The organism is Erysipelothrix anatis, assembly GCF_009828745.1.
GTDB classification, from domain to species: domain Bacteria; phylum Bacillota_I; class Bacilli_A; order Erysipelotrichales; family Erysipelotrichaceae; genus Erysipelothrix; species Erysipelothrix anatis.
Genome location: NZ_WTSX01000004.1, coordinates 91,367 through 107,651, shown reverse-complemented (window position 1 = coordinate 107,651; position 16,285 = coordinate 91,367). Strand labels below are relative to the sequence as shown.

Below are 16,285 nucleotides of genomic sequence, written 5' to 3'. Positions count from 1 at the left end.
GGGATTATGATAACAGTCTATTTATGCGATGATGATATCGAAATTATCGAATCATATAGCGCACTTATTAAACGCTACAGTAAAGCACGCATGCTTGAACTCAAGCTAGAGACTTTTCACCGTGGAGAAGATTTGCTTTTTCATCTGGATGGTTTTACCGATGCTCCGGATATTATCTTGCTCGATATTTACATGGATGCCTTAAACGGTATAGAAACTGCGAAGCGAATTCGCGAACGCAATGTTGATGCACAAATTATCTTCTTAACGACATCGTCTGAGTTTGTATTCGATGCGTTTGATGTGCGTTCTTTTAATTATCTTGTAAAACAAGATACGAGTGATGCTCGATTTGAGGAAGTATTCAACAACGCGATTAGTTTAGTTGAGAAGAAAGCTACGGATTTTTTTGATTGTTCCTTTGGATCTGAGTCACGTCGAATTGCACTTAAAGATATTTCTCATTTTGAAATTTACCGTCGTGTCATGCGGGTCCATTACAATACCAACGAAACGTTTGACTTTTATGAAACAATGGATTCTTTGACCGAAAAATTAGCTGGAAAAGGCTTTGTTCGGGTTCATCGATCCTATCTTGTAAATCTCAAACATATTGTAATGTTTAAGAACCAAACAATTCGCCTCTCAAATGAGGAAGAATTGCCGCTCGGAAAAGCATATCAAGTTAGCGTTAAGGACGCCTTCAACGCGTTCGTTTCAGATAGTTGGGACGCATAATGTATTTGACAATCTTGGGATTGTTTACGATTGCACTCTATTGCTATATCTATATGTCGGTAGCTGACATCAGTCAATATGGTAAATTTCGTAAACATGCATATGTTTTTTTAGCTATTTCGATGGTGACACAATCAATTATTTTTATTTTCTCACATAGCTACGGATTGGAAATGTTTGAAACCTTTTGGCTGATCCTGGCGGTGATGTGGTTAACGTTCTATTTTACAGTTGACCTTCCGATTTATGTGGTATCCTTTGCGACAGTCAGTCACGTATTTTATCTTTTTACCATGCGGGCATTTGCAGTAACTGTTTTATCAATAGTTACACAAGTTCCGCTCTATCGAATCAATGCCTCTGACAACTTCTATCTACTCGTATTTTTAATCTCAACAGTCATGTCGATTACATTACTGTTGTTTGAGTCGAAATATTATCGTAGTGGAAAACGAATGCGCCAACTAATCAACAATCACACACAACTGAACTTTGTGACTATCGTTAAGTTTTCGCTGGCATCTTACCTTATGTTTATTACATATGGAACACGCTTTTCTGCAAAAGAAAGCTGGAATACACTGGCGTATTGTGTAGGATCAATGATGGTCGTCTGGATGGCACGGTTGACATTGAATCACTCGGTTCGTATTTCGGAAATGCTAGAGTATGAGAAACAAACAGCAGTACTTCAACAACAACTTAATACGCAAGTAAGTCATTATAAATCGTATCAAAAGTATACGGAGACGTTTAGAAAGTTTCGCCATGACTATAAAAAAGTCCTTTCCACAGTTAATATGCTGCTTCGAAACAATGAAACTGAAAAAGCGGTCAAACTATTGGATGACATGGGTGTTCAGATGGCTAAGGGCGTCGATGCTCACGTTGAATACTCAAACAATGTATTTATTGATGCAATCTTACAAGCATATGCAAACTATTGTGCAGAAGCGATGATTCAATTTGAAGCTAAAGTTTACTGGGATCCTAATGTCATCATTGATGATTTGGATTTAGCCCGCATCTTCAACAATGTCCTAGAAAATGCCTATGAAGCGAATCTCAACCTAGACCACGAACAGCGTTTCATTAAAATACGCAGTAATTTGCGCGATTATTGGCTCGATATTGAAGTTGCGAACAGTTTCTCAGGCACCGTCAAAGACAATCTCGAAACAACAAAAACAGAAGAAACGCAATTTCACGGGATCGGAACCAAAATTGTCGAAGAAGTGATGCAAAACCAGGGTGGGATGGTCTCGTGGCTACCTGAAGAAGATGTCTTTAAAGTGCGTTTGCACTTCCCACGAAAAGCATAAAAAACTAACATAAAAAAGGCGCACATGATTATCGTGTGCTTTTTTCAATTTCAAGCGTTGCAAGCGTTAGATTTTACGCTCTTTTATGCTATACTTAAATTGTTACAGAAATATTTACGACAACTTAACACAAGGTGCATATATTGATGGTAAAATGAAGTGTTCATGGGATTTACGGAAATTTCGCAAGAAATCGATCGAAAACCATGAATATTAACGAAAATTTACACAACATGGAACGTGCCTTGTTATAATGTTGAGTAGACTTTTAAGTTATAGACATTTTTATAACCCTATAAAAATGAGTAAATAGTTTAGAGTAATAAATGGAAGCACAAGCTTTCAACTTAGGAGGAAATGGAATGATTGAAGTCAAGGACTTGAGAAAAGTGTTTGATAATGGGTTTGAAGCACTTAAGAAAGTTAATTTCACAATTGAGAATGGAGATCTCATTTGTTTGCTCGGACCTTCAGGTTGTGGTAAAACTACAATCCTAAACTTAATAGCTGGTCTTTTAGATCCAACTGAAGGCGATATCTTAAATGAAGGTGTGACAATGGTCGATAAACACCCTAAAGATCGTGATATCGGATTTGTTTTCCAAAACTATGCATTGTATCCACATATGACAGTTTTAGAAAACGTTATGTTCCCACTACGTGTTGGTGAGAAGAAAATGCCTAAAGAAGAAGCAGAAGCAATCGCTCGCAAGTTTATGAAACTTACAAGCATTGAAGAACTTGAAAATAAAAAACCTGGAACGATGTCAGGGGGACAACAACAACGTGTTGCGATTACCCGTGCCTTAGTACAAAATCCAAGTATTTTATTATTGGACGAACCGCTCTCAAACTTAGACGCACGTTTACGTTTACGTATTCGTGAAGAAATCCGTCGTCTTGTTAAAGAAGTTGGAATCACAACTATCTTTGTTACCCATGACCAAGAAGAAGCTTTATCCATTAGTGATAAAATCGTACTCATGGACGAAGGTGTTATCCAACAACATGACGATCCACAAAATCTATACCTAGAACCAAATAACCTTTTCGTTGCAAAATTCATTGGTAATCCAGTAATCAATATTTTACCAATTGAAGTTAAAGATGGAAAAGTTATCGGTGAGAATTTCGAATTTGCCCAAGCAAACTTTGTGGCAGATCGCTTTAAAGAAACAATGACTGATGGCAAATACCTCTTAGGTGTACGTCCTGAAGACGTTACCCTAACAAACGACAATCCAATCTTTAGTGCGAATGTCGAAACTGTGGAACTCATTGGTCGTGAACGCATCCTAAACTTTGATATGGGCGGTATTCACGGAAAATCAATCGTAAGTATTGATGAGCAAGTTCTTGAAGGTGATGCAATCTCATGTGACTTCAACTACCCACGTGTATTCGTATTCAAAGAGAGTGGAGAGCGAGTTTACTAATGAAGGGATTCAAAAAATATAGCGCAGAGAATCAACCCAAAGCGTGGCTATTTCTTTTTCCTGCGTTAGCTATTATTGGCGTGTTCAATATCTATCCGATGTTTAAATCCTTATGGATGTCGTTTCAAAAAGGAACACTCCTTAATCCACGCTTCACGGGCATAGATAACTATGTCACAGTCTTAAAAGATCCAGTATTTCATACAGCGATGAAGAACACTGCAATTTATGCGTTCTTTGTGGTTCCAATTTGTTTGGTAATCTCATTACTCATTTCATGGTTAATCTTTGAAAAAATCAAGAATAAAGGATTCTTTGAAACAATCTTCTTTATTCCTTACGTAACCAGTACCATAGCTATTGGGATTGTCTTCCGTTACCTTTTCAATGGTAATTATGGAATTGTTAATCATGTCTTGGGATGGGTTGGTATCGCACCCATTAACTGGCTTAACAGTGTAAATATGTCGGTTCCAACGCTTATTATCTTTGGTGTTTGGACAGGACTCGCGTTTAATATTATTATCTTGCTAGCAGGATTTAGAAATATTAGCGAAGAATACTACAAAGTAGCCGATATGTTTGGTGCATCGAACTGGGAAAAATTTGCACGTATTACCATGCCGCAATTAATCCCAACGATTACATTCTTACTTACCGTAAACTTTATCGGAGCATTTAAAATTTACTCGCAAGTCTACGCGCTTTTCGGAGGAACTGCTGGTGTTGCCAACAGTGCTCAGACCGCCGTATTCTATATTTATGATAAATTCCACGTCGCTGGACGACCAGGGATTGCTATGGCTGCAACGATGATTCTCTTTGCACTCATTCTCTTATTTACTGCGTTGCAGAATAAGATCGTGAAAAGGGTGGAACGTTAATTATGAAAAAAGTAGTTCAGGTAATATCAGTAGTATTCATTATATTTATGGCGTTAATTACATTGTTCCCATTCATATACATGCTTCTAGCAAGTGTTATGACCTATCAAGAGGCAACAAGTATTCCGCCTACATTTTTCCCGTCATCACCACAATTCATTAACTTTAGGTTAGTGTTCGAGCATGCGCCATTCTTACGTTACTTCTTCAATACTGTGTTTGTTTCATTAACAACTACATTTGGAATTCTTGTAACGTCAGTCTTAGCTGGCTTTGCATTGGTAAAACTGGAATTCAAACACAAAAATCTCGTATTAATTGTCATGATTTCATTACTCATGGTACCTTACGAATCAATTGTCTTTACAAACTATCAAACAATTGCACAATTGGGATTACTTAACACATATAGTGCGTTGATCATTCCATCACTTGCAAGTGTCTTCTACATCTATTATTTACAAGGATATCTTAAAGGAATTCCAAGCTCATACTACAAAGCAGCTAAAATTGATGGCTGTGGAGACCTTGAGTTTATTTGGAAAATTATGATTCCTCTTGCAAAACCTGCGTTGGTAACTGTAGGAATTCTAAGCTTTATCTCAGGCTGGAACTCATTCCTATGGCCATTGCTGGTTACAAACGACTCGAATATGCGTCTTCTTAACAATGGTCTTTCTGCCTTTACGACAGAAAGTGGTAGTGATGTCCATTTACAAATGGCAGCTGCTACACTCACAATTATTCCAATTTTGATTGTTTACTTCATTTTTAGAAAAGAAATTATTCGCGGGGTTGCAAAAAATGGAATTAAAGGATAAAAAAACAACTATTACGTTCCACAGTGGTATTTTAACCATTGGAGGTACAGTGATTGAAGTTGCATATGGCAATGATCGTATCTATTTTGATTTTGGGACTGAATTCGTTCCTGAATTAAACCTCAAAGACGAATCCATCCATACATTGTTAAAACATCGTCTCATTCCTGACTTGAATCATGTTTATGATCCACGTTTGGGTTATGAAGAAACTGAAACCAATACATTTGACAATACAGCGGTATTCTTAAGCCATTGTCATTTGGATCATTCTCGAATGATTAATTATTTGGATCCAAAGATTCCACTGTATGCTTTAAATGAAACAAAGATTTTACTCGAAAGCTTGAATAGTACGAACGACTTCCTCTTACCAGGAGTTGACACGACATATACACGCGAGATCACAGGTCTTGCGGACGGTACAGTCTTAAATATCGGTGCTATTGAAGTTGAACTTCGCCGCGTTGACCATGACGCTTATGGTGCCTGTGGATTACTCATTCGCACACCAGACTTAACAATCGCCTATACAGGAGACTTAAGACTTCATGGTTTTGATAGAGAAGCCTCTCTAGATTATGCACAACGTGCTCACGGATATGACGTCTTAATTATCGAAGGTGTTTCAATCAGCTTTGATGATGAAAGACATGTAAACAGAATTAATAGCGAACAAGAGCTTCTTGATCGCTTGGTACAAGTCGTTAAAGACAACGACGGGAATCAAGTGACATTCAACACATACCCTGCAAACGTAAAACGTCTTGCCGCAATTGTTGAACAAAGTCCCCGACCTGTTGTTCTGGAAGCATCGTATGCTCATATCTTAAAACAATGCTTGAATATAGAAACACCCTATTATGTACGAACTGAGACGTTCGGTTTAAATCCCGATTTGCGTGTGGATTATGACATGCTTCTTGTGGATTCGGGGGAGTATCTATGGCAAGTTGTTGCGGATCACGCTGATCTTAAAGGAGGTGGTGTCTATATTCATAGCGATGCAGCACCGTTAGGAGATTTCGATCCAGCTTACCAACCATTCTTAGATGCGTTGGCAGCGAACGATATAGTATTTGAGAGATTGGCATGTTCAGGACATGCATTCCCCGAAGACTTAGAGGAAATTGTTGATCGAATTGCCCCTAAATTATTAGTCCCAATCCATACATTACGTCCAGAAAGACTGGAAAACAAACATGGTTTGAGACATTTGCCTACACGAGGAGAAACTATTTGAAGGAGACATATATGAAAAATATCAAAAAGTATTTCGTAGTATTACTTGCAGTATTAGTATTAGTTGGATGTTCAAGTGGCTCGGGAAGCAAAGGTAACACAGATATCGTTACCGAGGTTCCTGCAGGTACAGAAATTACATTCTGGCACGCTATGAATGGTGGACAACAAGATGCGCTTGTTAAAATCACTGAAGATTTTATGGCAGCAAACCCAAATATCAAAGTTACATTACAAAACCAATCAAAATACCCAGATTTACAATCAAAAATTAACCAAACAATCGCATCACCAAAAGATTTACCAACAATTACACAAGCATACCCTAACTGGTTATGGAATGCAGCAACACAGGATAAAGTTCTTGTAGACTTAGATCCATTTATCAATCACGAAACAATCGGATTAAAAGACAAAGCTGATATCTTACCAGTATTAATGAACGGTGCTAAAATTGATGGTGTTCAATATGGAATCCCATTCAACAAATCAACTGAAGTCCTTTACTATAACAAAACACTATTAGATCAATATGGTGTTCAAGTTCCTACAACAATGGAAGAACTCGCATCAGCATCTAAAGAAATTTTCGAAAAATCAAATGGACAAGTTATCGGTGCAGGTTTTGACTCACTCAATAACTACTATGCAATCGGTATGGCTAACGAAGGTAAAGAATTTACAAAAGACTTAGATATCGCAGGCCCAGAAAGCTTGAAAGTTGCGAAATTCTACCAAGACGGTGTTAAAGAAGGATACTTCCGAATCGCTGACAAAGGGGAATACCTATCAACACCATTCGGAGCAGGACTACTTGCTATGAACGTAGGTTCAATGGCTGGAGAATCACACGTTAAGAAAGCTGTCGACGGTCGTTACGAATATGGAGCAGCTGTGCGTCCAGATGTTAAAAACATCCAACAAGGTACAGACATCTACATGTTCAACAGTGCAACACCTGAACAACAAACAGCAGCATTCTTATACATGTCATACTTAGTTTCACCTGAAGCACAATTACACTGGGCTACAAAAACAGGATACATGCCTGTAAGCGCAAAAGTACAAGCATCAGACGATTACAAAAACTCAGGTTCATTAATTGCTAAGATTTTATCAGACGCAACGAAAGACCTCTTCGCAATTCCAGTTATTGAAAACTCAGATCCAGCATATAACAAAACACGTGAAATGATGGAACTTATCCTTTCAGACCCTTCATCAGACGCTCAAGCAATCTTAAACGATTACAAAGTCAAAGTTGAAGCTGAGTGGAATCAATAATTTAATTTAAAACCAAACTTCGGTTTGGTTTTTTTTGTGTGAAAGAATCGATAAATTTAACGAAGTTGCCAAAAGGCATGAAGACCTTATTTTTTGGCAACAGCGAAAACAAATTTTTGAGACGATTGTTTGTTAAGTTAGTATAAAGTTGCGTATAATGAGATTAATAAATGATGTGAGGTGGGGGACAATGAACAAGAAGCGTCAACTGCGTTTTCAAGTGAAGATAGCAGTTAGTGTAATTTTAGCAATGGTTTTATTGATGACAAGTTATTATGCGGTATCCCATGCATTTGAGCGCAAGGATACAGCCTATACAAGCTTACAATTAGAAATTGAAGAAAAGGCAACGAAAGACGCGCTATTGAAGCAAATTAATCAAGATGGGATTCCTGTTTTGGCGTATCATGGCGTTACAAGCGTCGAGACAAAGGCAGGTCGTTATAGCAATTCTGAACTTTGGATTGATGATGTACAGTTTGATTCACATATGAAAGCACTCCATGATGCTGGGTATGTATCCGTAACGTTGGATCAATTTTATGAATGGTATGTGAATGGTCAACCTATTAATCCTAAATCGGTACTGATTACATTTGATGATGGCATGAAAGATGTCATCACATACGCTGGACCAGTTCTAAAAAAATATAATTATACCGCCGTTTCGTTCAACATTGGATCGTGGGTTAAAACAGGCGAAAGTGCATTTATTAGTTTGGAAGATATGGAAGCAAGCCTTGATACGTTTGAACATGGTAATCATTCCTTTGATTTTCACCGTATTGTTCAATTGAATCAAGGGGGTTACGCCCGAATTACTGTTATGAATGATGATGATTTAATGAAAGATTTTGAACTCGCAAATCAGTATGCGCTAAAACCACACCAATACTTTGCATATCCATTCGGATCGTTTAATGCGTCGGTCATCGATGCATTAATTAAGAATAACTATCGCTTAGCATTTACATTTTCTGCACCTGTAGCGGGTCATGTTAATGCTCGGCCTCAGGATGGGCAGTGGACGGTACGAAGATTGCCGGTTTATACGAGCAACTCTGCCGAAGAACTCATATCATTAATCACTCCGAAAACAGAAACACCTTCATAAAGGTGTTTTTTTTACAAAATTTCCAATGAAATAATAATATATGACAGATATTGTCGTATACTAGTTATATACTAGGTTCAAGAGGTGATCAATATGACAAAAGGATTAACAATTGCAAACTTAGTACATTCAATGAAAGGACACGATATTACAACGTTTATTCGTGACCAACACTACCAATTTACAGAACGCTTTGGGCTCAATTACGATGAACCAGTCATGGTAACACTCAGATTTGAATCGCAACAAGATGCTCATGACTTTTATAATGAAATTCGAATGAATCCTACCTATGCGCAGGAGTACACAGTTACATCACATCCATTCCATGAATTAAGTCTATGTGTCACAGGTCAAGCAACTTTATACGATTATTTTGGAAGCCGTGAGCCAAATCTTCTAACAATCAGCCGAGATTTAGATCTACGCTTTGAGATTGAATTTGTCCAAAGTTATTCGAAGACAACATTTACAGGCTCTGTTAACCATGGTGAGCTCTTAAGCCGTCAATGCTTAATCGAAGTCAGTGAAGTGCTACCAGAGTTAACACTAGGTGGTTTAGTTCAAATTGGTCGTAGTGAGCGCGAGTTTGAAGATTTACTAACCCGTTGCTATATCGTGAAAGGCATGTCACTCTAATGAGTAAATTAACGAATGCATTAGCAATGCTTGATATATTGTCCGCACGTGCAATCGTGCCAATTGATGAGCTGGCACAAGCATTAGAAATTAGTGCCCGTAGTGTTCAAAGATTAAAAGAAGAATTAGAAGATGCAGGATATGTCATCGAAACCGTCATGGGTCCAGGTGGTGGGTATCAACTCCATAGTCGAAGTCAAATCCCGCCGGTTGCATTTGATATGAAAGAACGTAAAATTTTGAAACAGGCACTCGCAATGGTCATTCAGCACAATAACTCTGCTATGGGCGGAGATTTTGTGCGTGCAGTCTCCAAACTGTCGCAGCAACTCAATTATCAAGATGTCAGTAACACAATGGCCTTCCAATCCGTTAAATTAAATGTCGATGTGAAGCAGTATCAAGAGCATCTTGAATTAATTGAGGTTGCAATTGAAACGCACCAACGACTCAAACTGAGTTATAAGAAAACTCATAAAGATCGAAACACGTATACATTTGAACCGTATGAACTCATTCTTGTAAATCAATTCTGGTATATGATGGGTTATGATGAACGCAATCGTTATCTAAGTTTGAAAGTTAATCGCATAGAAACCCTGACGATGCTAGATGAAACATTCCGTTATGAAGCACCGAGTAATAGCAAGGGGGCCATCACGGAATTTGGCTATAAGATTAAGCCAGTCCAAGCGACATTAATTATTCGTAATCTCGATTTTCTAAGTGAGTACATTTGGGGTAAAAATCAGGTGATAACGTGGTTGGATGATCATCGTTTTCATATGGAATTGGAGTTTCCTAATGAAGCCGCAGCAAAGGATTTTATTCGCAAAGGTGGTGCAAATTTGGAAGTGTTAGCGCCTCTAGAACTTAGAATGTGGATTCAGGATGAGGCACAAAAAATCATTGCGAAATATGATTGACAATCACTTGCAATTTACGCAATCACCGACTACACTTATAGTACATGAAATTTGGAAATGGTGACGACTATGAACTTTTCATATAAAGAAATATTGAGTTATGTATCAAAGAAAGAGGTCTATGACATGATTGTTATTGAAGGTGTTGTAGGGGTTGGGAAAAGCTCCTTAATGCGTATTATTGCAGAAAATGATTATGAAGCTTTTGAAGAACCCGTAGTAGATAATCCAATTTTAGATAAATTCTACTATGATCGTGAACGCTATGCGTTTCCGCTGCAAGTATTCTTTTTGAATAAACGATTTGAGCATATCAAACAAGCTAAGGATGTATCCAAAGCGGTTATGGACCGAAGCATTTATGGTGATGCAATCTTTGCAAGGATGTTAAATCTAAGTAAGGAAATGAGTGATGAGGAATTCCAGACCTACACGGAATTACTGGCAAATATGTTGGAACATGTGCATGTTCCAAAACTAATGGTCTATCTTGAAATTAGCGTTGACGAAGCAATGCGTCGTATTAAAAAACGAGGCCGTGATTACGAATTGGTGGTTGAACGCGAGTACTGGCAGAAACTCAACGATGAGTATCGTGCCTATTTCGATAACTATGACTTATCCCCGATTCTTAAAATTAATGTTGATAATTTAGATTTTGAAAATAATCCTGAAGATCGAAAAGTTGTTCTTGCACAAATTCAAGAAAAACTTAATACATTATAAGCGGGCCAGTTGTGAAGTGGCTCGATACAGCGAAGGCGTATAAAAAACATGATCCAGCCGTTCGAACTATTGCGGAAGTGCTTTTACTTTATCCGGGTTATCATGCAATGGGATATTATCGAATTGCGCATCAGCTTTACAAGTATCATTGCTTTTTCTTAGCACGTTTGATTTCTCAAATGGGTCGTTTTATGACTCAAATTGAAATTCATCCTGGCGCGCAAATTGGGCGCCGCTTCGTGATAGATCATGGTAATGGTGTTGTGATTGGTGAAACATCAATAATTGGTGATGACTGCCTGATACATCACGGTGTTACTTTAGGGGGTAAGACACGTCAAAAAGGGAAGAGACATCCAACTTTGGGGAATCGTGTTCATATAGGAGCCGCTGCTCAAATTATCGGTGATATTACAATTGGTGATAACGCCGTGGTGGGAGCGGGAAGTGTCGTAACACACAATGTTGCTCCCGGCGATATTGTTGCAGGTGTTCCTGCACGTACTATACGCAGTCGATGCTCAGATAGTGGTAAAATATAAAAGTTTGGCTGAAAAGCCAAACTTTTTTGTTAGAAGAAATCTTTTTTGTAAAGGTATGCAACAGTCGCAATCGTTAATACCGTACTAATTGTAAAAACAATAACTAAAGAGTAGGGGTGTCCCTGAAACGGTAGGTCAATGTTCATTCCATAAAAACTGGTAATAAGTGTTGGAATGGACAGAACAAGTGTAATAGCTGATAATCGTTTCATTGTTATGTTTAACTTATTTGAAAATAAGGAATCCGATACATTCATAATGGCATCAATAATCTGTTGGTACATAATGATGTTTTGATCAAGTTGATTGATTTCAATTCGAATGTTAGCATATTCAGAAGCATTGGCCGGTGACCATAATTGCTCAGGTTTCTGGTCATTGATGTATTGGGTGACATCACCGATCGCGTTGATGGCAGTTTGATACCAAATGAGTTGCCGGTTGATACTAAATAATTGCCGTATGTTTTCTTTCGTAATTCCACGGTCCATGACATTCTCAAAGTGATTCAGCTTAGCATTCACATACTTAACCAGTGTCTCGTAATTTCGTAACGTTTTAATGATAAGATCCGTAAAGGTAAAATCAGCAACGTTGTCATCGAGAATGACAGTGTCGTGCGCATACAATGTATAATCGGATCCATCGGCCTCTACACAAATGGGGTGTAAATTTTTAGGGCTACTTGGGTAATTGAGAATGATAAATGTTTTATTATCGAGATGCCGAATATGAGCCAACTCAGCTTTATCACGAAGTGATTGAATGACATAAGCGGGTAAGGTTAAGGTTGTTGCGTCGGTGTAAGTGATTATTTTCATAGGGACCTCCATTTTAGATATTATATCATGGTTATGCATAGAACTGTTTTAGTGTATAATAAAAGAAATGGAGGCACAACTATGTATCGAATTATGATTGTTGAAGATAATGAAAAAATTAGAAATGAACTCAGTACATTTTTACAAAAAAATGGGTACGAAACCCTTGTTATCACAGATTTTGGAAATGTTATCGAAACGTTTAAAGCACAGGATGTCCATTGTATTTTGTTGGACTTATCATTGCCTGTTGTTGATGGCCATTACCTTGCCAAGGAAATCCGTAAGATTAGTGAGGTTCCAATTGTAGTGGTTACAAGTCGTGATAGTACGATGGATGAGCTGATGCTTATGAATTTAGGAGCCGATGATTACATCACCAAACCTTATAACTTACAGATACTGTTGGCCCGACTCCAATCAATACTCCGACGAAGCTATGAAAAATCAGATAGCCAAGTCGTTACAATTCGTGGTGTCGAACTTGATTTACCACGAGGTAGTGTTAAGTATCGTGATGCCCAACAAGAACTTACAAAGAATGAGTTGCGTATTCTATCATTTCTCATTCAAAACAAAAATACAATCGTCTCAAGACAAGATCTGATGCAATATTTATGGAATACAGATTGGTTTGTTGACGATAATACATTAACGGTAAACATCAATCGCCTTCGTAAAAAACTTGAAGAAATCGGGATTGAGGACTTTATTGAAACCAAACGTGGTATGGGGTATACCATTTATGACAATTAAAGCATTCTTCGAAGACAAGCGCTATATTATTCTATCAACACTGTTAGTAACAGTGTTTTTAGCTTTCTTTTTAATTGTCCTTAAAATTCAATGGGAAATAATTGTGGTGGTCATTGTTTCGGTGCTGCTTCTATTCTTTATAATGATGGTGGTCGAATTTAGCCGCCGCTATCAATTCTACAATGAAGTCGCTATGAATCTTGCCGCACTGGATCAAAAATATCTCATTACAGAATTATTGCCGAACTCAGGTTTTTTGGATGGGGATATCCTAATTGAAACGCTTCAAATATCCAATAAATCGATGAGTGATTACGTGAGTGCGTACCGGCATAGTCAAGATGATTACATGAATTATCTTGATTTATGGATCCATGAAGTAAAAACACCACTTGCAGCAATTGACTTAATCGCTTCAAACACCAACACACGTGAGATGAAAGAAATTCTTGAAGAAACAACTAAAGTTGAGAACTATCTCGAACAAGTGCTGTACTATGCGCGTTCTTCATCGCTAGAAAAAGACTATATCATTCAAAAGGTGACACTGGAAGATTCTGTGCGTAAAGTCATTAAGAATCTGTCAGCAACATTTATTCAGAAGCGAGTTCAGCTACAGTTGGAGAATTTGGATGTTGATGTGTTCAGTGACGCAAAATGGCTTGAGTACATTTTGAAGCAAATTATCGATAATGCTTTGAAGTATGTGACAGCAGGTGAAGGTATGATTACTATCACAGCAGAAACCCATAACCAAAGTGTGTCACTCCATATTAAAGACAATGGACCAGGTATTGCTGACAGTGACATTCGGCGCGTATTTGAACGCGGATTCACCGGTCAAACTGGTCGGTTCCATCAACAAGCAACCGGCATGGGGTTGTATCTTGTCAAGATACTTGGTGACAAACTTTACTTAGACATAAGCATTAAATCAGAACAAGGTACACATGTTACCATTACATTCCCCAAATCCGATATGATGTTTCAATAAAGAGGTAATTTATGATGAGTATTAAATTGGCGTTTGCCAATGTTAGAAAAAGCTTTAAAGACTACTTAATGTACTTTATAACACTGACCTTCTCAGTGGCGCTTTTCTATATCTTTGGATCTGTTGACCAACAATTGTCGTTAATTAAAATACTCCAGTCATCTGACGGGATTGTCGCTAACTTTGATTCGTTCATTTTAGGCTTTTCAATTCTCGTTTTTATCATTTTCTATTTCTTGGTGCGTTATGCCAATAACTTCTTGGTCAAACGCCGCAATCAAGAATTTGCTACCTATATTCTACTTGGGATGCGCAATCGAACTATGGCCGTAATATTAGTTATTGAAACGCTCGTAATTGGGGTCGTATCACTAATTGTGGGACTTATCATGGGAGTTGCCCTTTCGCAAGTTACGAGTGTGTTTACAGCCTTTGTACTTGAAAGCGATATTGAGTTTTCTTTCATATATTCACAAGCTGCATTTAAAAATACCATAATCAGTTTTAGCATCATTTTTATTCTTGTGAGTTTCGGTAATATTAAAAAAATCCGTAAATTTAAACTTGTTAATCTGCTTAATGCAGTACGCCAAAACGACGTAATTTTGAACATAAAACCTTGGTTTGGATATGTCAGCCTATTGGCGGGAATTTATATTCTTTTTTATGCCTATCGATGGGCACTTCAACCGTACCAGCTTATAATCGGATTCATTCCAATTGTGTTCTTAGGAACACTCGCAACACTTATTATCTTTTACTCAATTGCACATATCTTTATGAATCTCATTACGCGAATCAAGCCTGTTTATTATCGAGGCACGAACATGTTTGTGTTTCGTCAACTTGGAACCCGTATCCGATCCACCTATCGAATGATGACATTTATTAGTGTTATTATGCTTTTTTCATTGGTCTTTTTGACGACCGGAATCAATACCAATGCGTATCTTTTGAAAAGTGCTTACCGTACTTCTCCCTATACTCTATCGGTTATGTATGACAAAGAAACGATTGATTTTCAAAACTATCTTTCAACGAATGAAGTACCACTACAATATTCAGAATCGCTTGAACTCTATGAGAGTGAATACACAATTTCAGACTTTATCAACGATGATAAATTTTATTCTGGAACGATTTCTATCGTATCCAAGCAAGACTACGATGCAGTTCGAGCGCACTTCAACTTGCCCCCACTATATATGAATACTGAAGATGTGCTCCTAGCAAGTGACATTGTTTCCACGAATCCGTTCAATCAGTTTGATTCTAGCAAGCTTGTGACCGAAATCAATCTTTTTGATTCGCCCAAAACAGTGCACCAGCTACCAACCGCAGAAACAGTAATCCTGAGTAATGGAGCCGGAATGGCATCCTATTTGATTGTGGAAGATTCAGTTTTGGAGATGTGGCAGACAAACGAGTACATCAATTATAACCAGTCTGTAGTGAACATCGATACGACCAATAATGAGATTATTGAACAATTGATTCCATTGAATCAAGATAACCAAATATTTCTTTCAACTCAAGAAAACGCAGTCCGAACCGTAAATGAAATCCGCGTCGCTATATCTTACACCACACTATATTTAGGCGTCGTATTTCTCATAAGTGCTATGGTCGTTCAGTCCTTGCATGTTATGAGCGATGCAATGGATACACGAAAGAATTATCGCGTTCTCGATAAACTGGGGGTTGATGATCAAGAGTTTACTAAAATAATTCGTAAACAAACACTTATCTATGTAACGATGCCTTTAGTACTTGCACTTTGCCATACGCTCGTTGGAAACCGCGCGGTTGCGGCCAGTGCTGGTCTATTTGGGGCCGATGCTACTACCTACCTAAACTATCGTGGCGTTGCCGTTGCACTCGTTATTTTTGTGTGCTACTTACTTTACTTTTATGTCCTTTATCGGTATATTGTCGGTCTCTTCAAAGAGCGAAACAAAAAATTGTAAATTATGACAAAAATGTAAGTCCACTGTAAGTGAGATAAATTGTACTAAAAACGCAACAAAGTATACTTAATAT

General features: G+C 37.8%; 16 protein-coding genes. 15 read left to right on the top strand and 1 reads right to left on the bottom strand.

Annotated features, from left to right (window positions below; all coding sequences use genetic code 11):
- Nucleotides 1-6 precede the first annotated feature (6 nt).
- The 12 genes from GVV19_RS04305 to cysE all read left to right on the top strand — a co-directional run bounded on the left by GVV19_RS04305 (nt 7) and on the right by cysE (nt 11,674).
- Nucleotides 7-738 (top strand): LytR/AlgR family response regulator transcription factor, encoded by a 732-nt coding sequence (locus GVV19_RS04305; RefSeq protein ID WP_159640715.1) that lies wholly within the window; start codon nt 7-9, stop codon nt 736-738.
- Nucleotides 738-2,060 (top strand): sensor histidine kinase, encoded by a 1,323-nt coding sequence (locus GVV19_RS04300; RefSeq protein WP_159640712.1) that lies wholly within the window; start codon nt 738-740, stop codon nt 2,058-2,060. The genes GVV19_RS04305 and GVV19_RS04300 overlap by 1 nt, the downstream gene beginning before the upstream one ends.
- Nucleotides 2,061-2,422: 362 nt before the next feature.
- Complete coding sequence (locus tag GVV19_RS04295; protein WP_159640709.1) at nt 2,423-3,496, top strand: ABC transporter ATP-binding protein; 1,074 nt, start codon at nt 2,423-2,425, stop codon at nt 3,494-3,496.
- Nucleotides 3,496-4,380, top strand: coding sequence for a carbohydrate ABC transporter permease (locus GVV19_RS04290; protein ID WP_159635412.1), 885 nt, complete (start codon nt 3,496-3,498; stop codon nt 4,378-4,380). Before GVV19_RS04295 ends, GVV19_RS04290 begins: the two co-directional genes overlap by 1 nt.
- A gap of 2 nt (nt 4,381-4,382) precedes the next feature.
- Nucleotides 4,383-5,201 carry a carbohydrate ABC transporter permease gene (locus GVV19_RS04285; protein ID WP_159640706.1) on the top strand — a complete coding sequence of 273 codons (819 nt, stop codon included), beginning with the start codon at nt 4,383-4,385 and terminating at the stop codon, nt 5,199-5,201.
- Nucleotides 5,185-6,444, top strand: coding sequence for an MBL fold metallo-hydrolase (locus GVV19_RS04280; RefSeq protein WP_159645774.1), 1,260 nt, complete (start codon nt 5,185-5,187; stop codon nt 6,442-6,444). Before GVV19_RS04285 ends, GVV19_RS04280 begins: the two co-directional genes overlap by 17 nt.
- A gap of 11 nt (nt 6,445-6,455) precedes the next feature.
- Nucleotides 6,456-7,727: an extracellular solute-binding protein gene (locus GVV19_RS04275; RefSeq protein WP_159635404.1), complete on the top strand. Its 1,272-nt coding sequence runs from the start codon at nt 6,456-6,458 to the stop codon at nt 7,725-7,727.
- Nucleotides 7,728-7,917: 190 nt separating this feature from the next.
- Entirely contained in the window at nt 7,918-8,841 is a 924-nt protein-coding gene (locus tag GVV19_RS04270; RefSeq protein WP_159645771.1) for a polysaccharide deacetylase family protein, read from the top strand.
- A gap of 93 nt (nt 8,842-8,934) precedes the next feature.
- Nucleotides 8,935-9,480, top strand: a complete 546-nt coding sequence (locus tag GVV19_RS04265) for a hypothetical protein (protein ID WP_159640697.1) — start codon at nt 8,935-8,937, stop codon at nt 9,478-9,480.
- Complete coding sequence (locus GVV19_RS04260) at nt 9,480-10,406, top strand: helix-turn-helix transcriptional regulator (protein ID WP_159640694.1); 927 nt, start codon at nt 9,480-9,482, stop codon at nt 10,404-10,406. Before GVV19_RS04265 ends, GVV19_RS04260 begins: the two co-directional genes overlap by 1 nt.
- Nucleotides 10,407-10,475: 69 nt before the next feature.
- On the top strand, nt 10,476-11,132 hold the full coding sequence (locus GVV19_RS04255; protein ID WP_159640691.1) for a deoxynucleoside kinase: 657 nt from the start codon (nt 10,476-10,478) through the stop codon (nt 11,130-11,132).
- A gap of 11 nt (nt 11,133-11,143) precedes the next feature.
- Nucleotides 11,144-11,674 carry a serine O-acetyltransferase gene (gene cysE / locus GVV19_RS04250; protein WP_159640688.1) on the top strand — a complete coding sequence of 177 codons (531 nt, stop codon included), beginning with the start codon at nt 11,144-11,146 and terminating at the stop codon, nt 11,672-11,674.
- Between the two features lie 29 nt (nt 11,675-11,703).
- Here cysE and GVV19_RS04245 read toward each other — a convergent pair whose 3' ends face one another.
- The gene (locus GVV19_RS04245; protein WP_159635386.1) at nt 11,704-12,495 is read right to left on the bottom strand and encodes a CorA family divalent cation transporter; all 792 of its coding nucleotides are present in this window, start codon (nt 12,493-12,495) and stop codon (nt 11,704-11,706) included.
- Nucleotides 12,496-12,576: 81 nt separating this feature from the next.
- Here GVV19_RS04245 and GVV19_RS04240 point away from each other — a divergent pair, with 81 nt between their 5' ends.
- From GVV19_RS04240 to GVV19_RS04230, 3 genes are read left to right on the top strand one after another with little or no spacing between them, the layout of a single operon-like run.
- Complete coding sequence (locus GVV19_RS04240; protein ID WP_159635383.1) at nt 12,577-13,251, top strand: response regulator transcription factor; 675 nt, start codon at nt 12,577-12,579, stop codon at nt 13,249-13,251.
- Nucleotides 13,241-14,245: a sensor histidine kinase gene (locus tag GVV19_RS04235; protein WP_159640685.1), complete on the top strand. Its 1,005-nt coding sequence runs from the start codon at nt 13,241-13,243 to the stop codon at nt 14,243-14,245. The genes GVV19_RS04240 and GVV19_RS04235 overlap by 11 nt, the downstream gene beginning before the upstream one ends.
- A gap of 11 nt (nt 14,246-14,256) precedes the next feature.
- Complete coding sequence (locus tag GVV19_RS04230; RefSeq protein ID WP_159645768.1) at nt 14,257-16,212, top strand: FtsX-like permease family protein; 1,956 nt, start codon at nt 14,257-14,259, stop codon at nt 16,210-16,212.
- Nucleotides 16,213-16,285: the final 73 nt, after the last annotated feature.

What these genes read in the sequence shown, in the direction of transcription:
- GVV19_RS04305 (WP_159640715.1), top strand. Translation starts at nt 7, where the DNA reads ATGATAACAGTCTATTTATGCGATGATGATATCGAAATTATCGAATCA.
- GVV19_RS04300 (WP_159640712.1), top strand. Translation starts at nt 738, where the DNA reads ATGTATTTGACAATCTTGGGATTGTTTACGATTGCACTCTATTGCTAT.
- GVV19_RS04295 (WP_159640709.1), top strand. Translation starts at nt 2,423, where the DNA reads ATGATTGAAGTCAAGGACTTGAGAAAAGTGTTTGATAATGGGTTTGAA.
- GVV19_RS04290 (WP_159635412.1), top strand. Translation starts at nt 3,496, where the DNA reads ATGAAGGGATTCAAAAAATATAGCGCAGAGAATCAACCCAAAGCGTGG.
- GVV19_RS04285 (WP_159640706.1), top strand. Translation starts at nt 4,383, where the DNA reads ATGAAAAAAGTAGTTCAGGTAATATCAGTAGTATTCATTATATTTATG.
- GVV19_RS04280 (WP_159645774.1), top strand. Translation starts at nt 5,185, where the DNA reads ATGGAATTAAAGGATAAAAAAACAACTATTACGTTCCACAGTGGTATT.
- GVV19_RS04275 (WP_159635404.1), top strand. Translation starts at nt 6,456, where the DNA reads ATGAAAAATATCAAAAAGTATTTCGTAGTATTACTTGCAGTATTAGTA.
- GVV19_RS04270 (WP_159645771.1), top strand. Translation starts at nt 7,918, where the DNA reads ATGAACAAGAAGCGTCAACTGCGTTTTCAAGTGAAGATAGCAGTTAGT.
- GVV19_RS04265 (WP_159640697.1), top strand. Translation starts at nt 8,935, where the DNA reads ATGACAAAAGGATTAACAATTGCAAACTTAGTACATTCAATGAAAGGA.
- GVV19_RS04260 (WP_159640694.1), top strand. Translation starts at nt 9,480, where the DNA reads ATGAGTAAATTAACGAATGCATTAGCAATGCTTGATATATTGTCCGCA.
- GVV19_RS04255 (WP_159640691.1), top strand. Translation starts at nt 10,476, where the DNA reads ATGAACTTTTCATATAAAGAAATATTGAGTTATGTATCAAAGAAAGAG.
- GVV19_RS04245 (WP_159635386.1), bottom strand. Translation starts at nt 12,495, where the DNA reads ATGAAAATAATCACTTACACCGACGCAACAACCTTAACCTTACCCGCT.
- GVV19_RS04240 (WP_159635383.1), top strand. Translation starts at nt 12,577, where the DNA reads ATGTATCGAATTATGATTGTTGAAGATAATGAAAAAATTAGAAATGAA.
- GVV19_RS04235 (WP_159640685.1), top strand. Translation starts at nt 13,241, where the DNA reads ATGACAATTAAAGCATTCTTCGAAGACAAGCGCTATATTATTCTATCA.
- GVV19_RS04230 (WP_159645768.1), top strand. Translation starts at nt 14,257, where the DNA reads ATGATGAGTATTAAATTGGCGTTTGCCAATGTTAGAAAAAGCTTTAAA.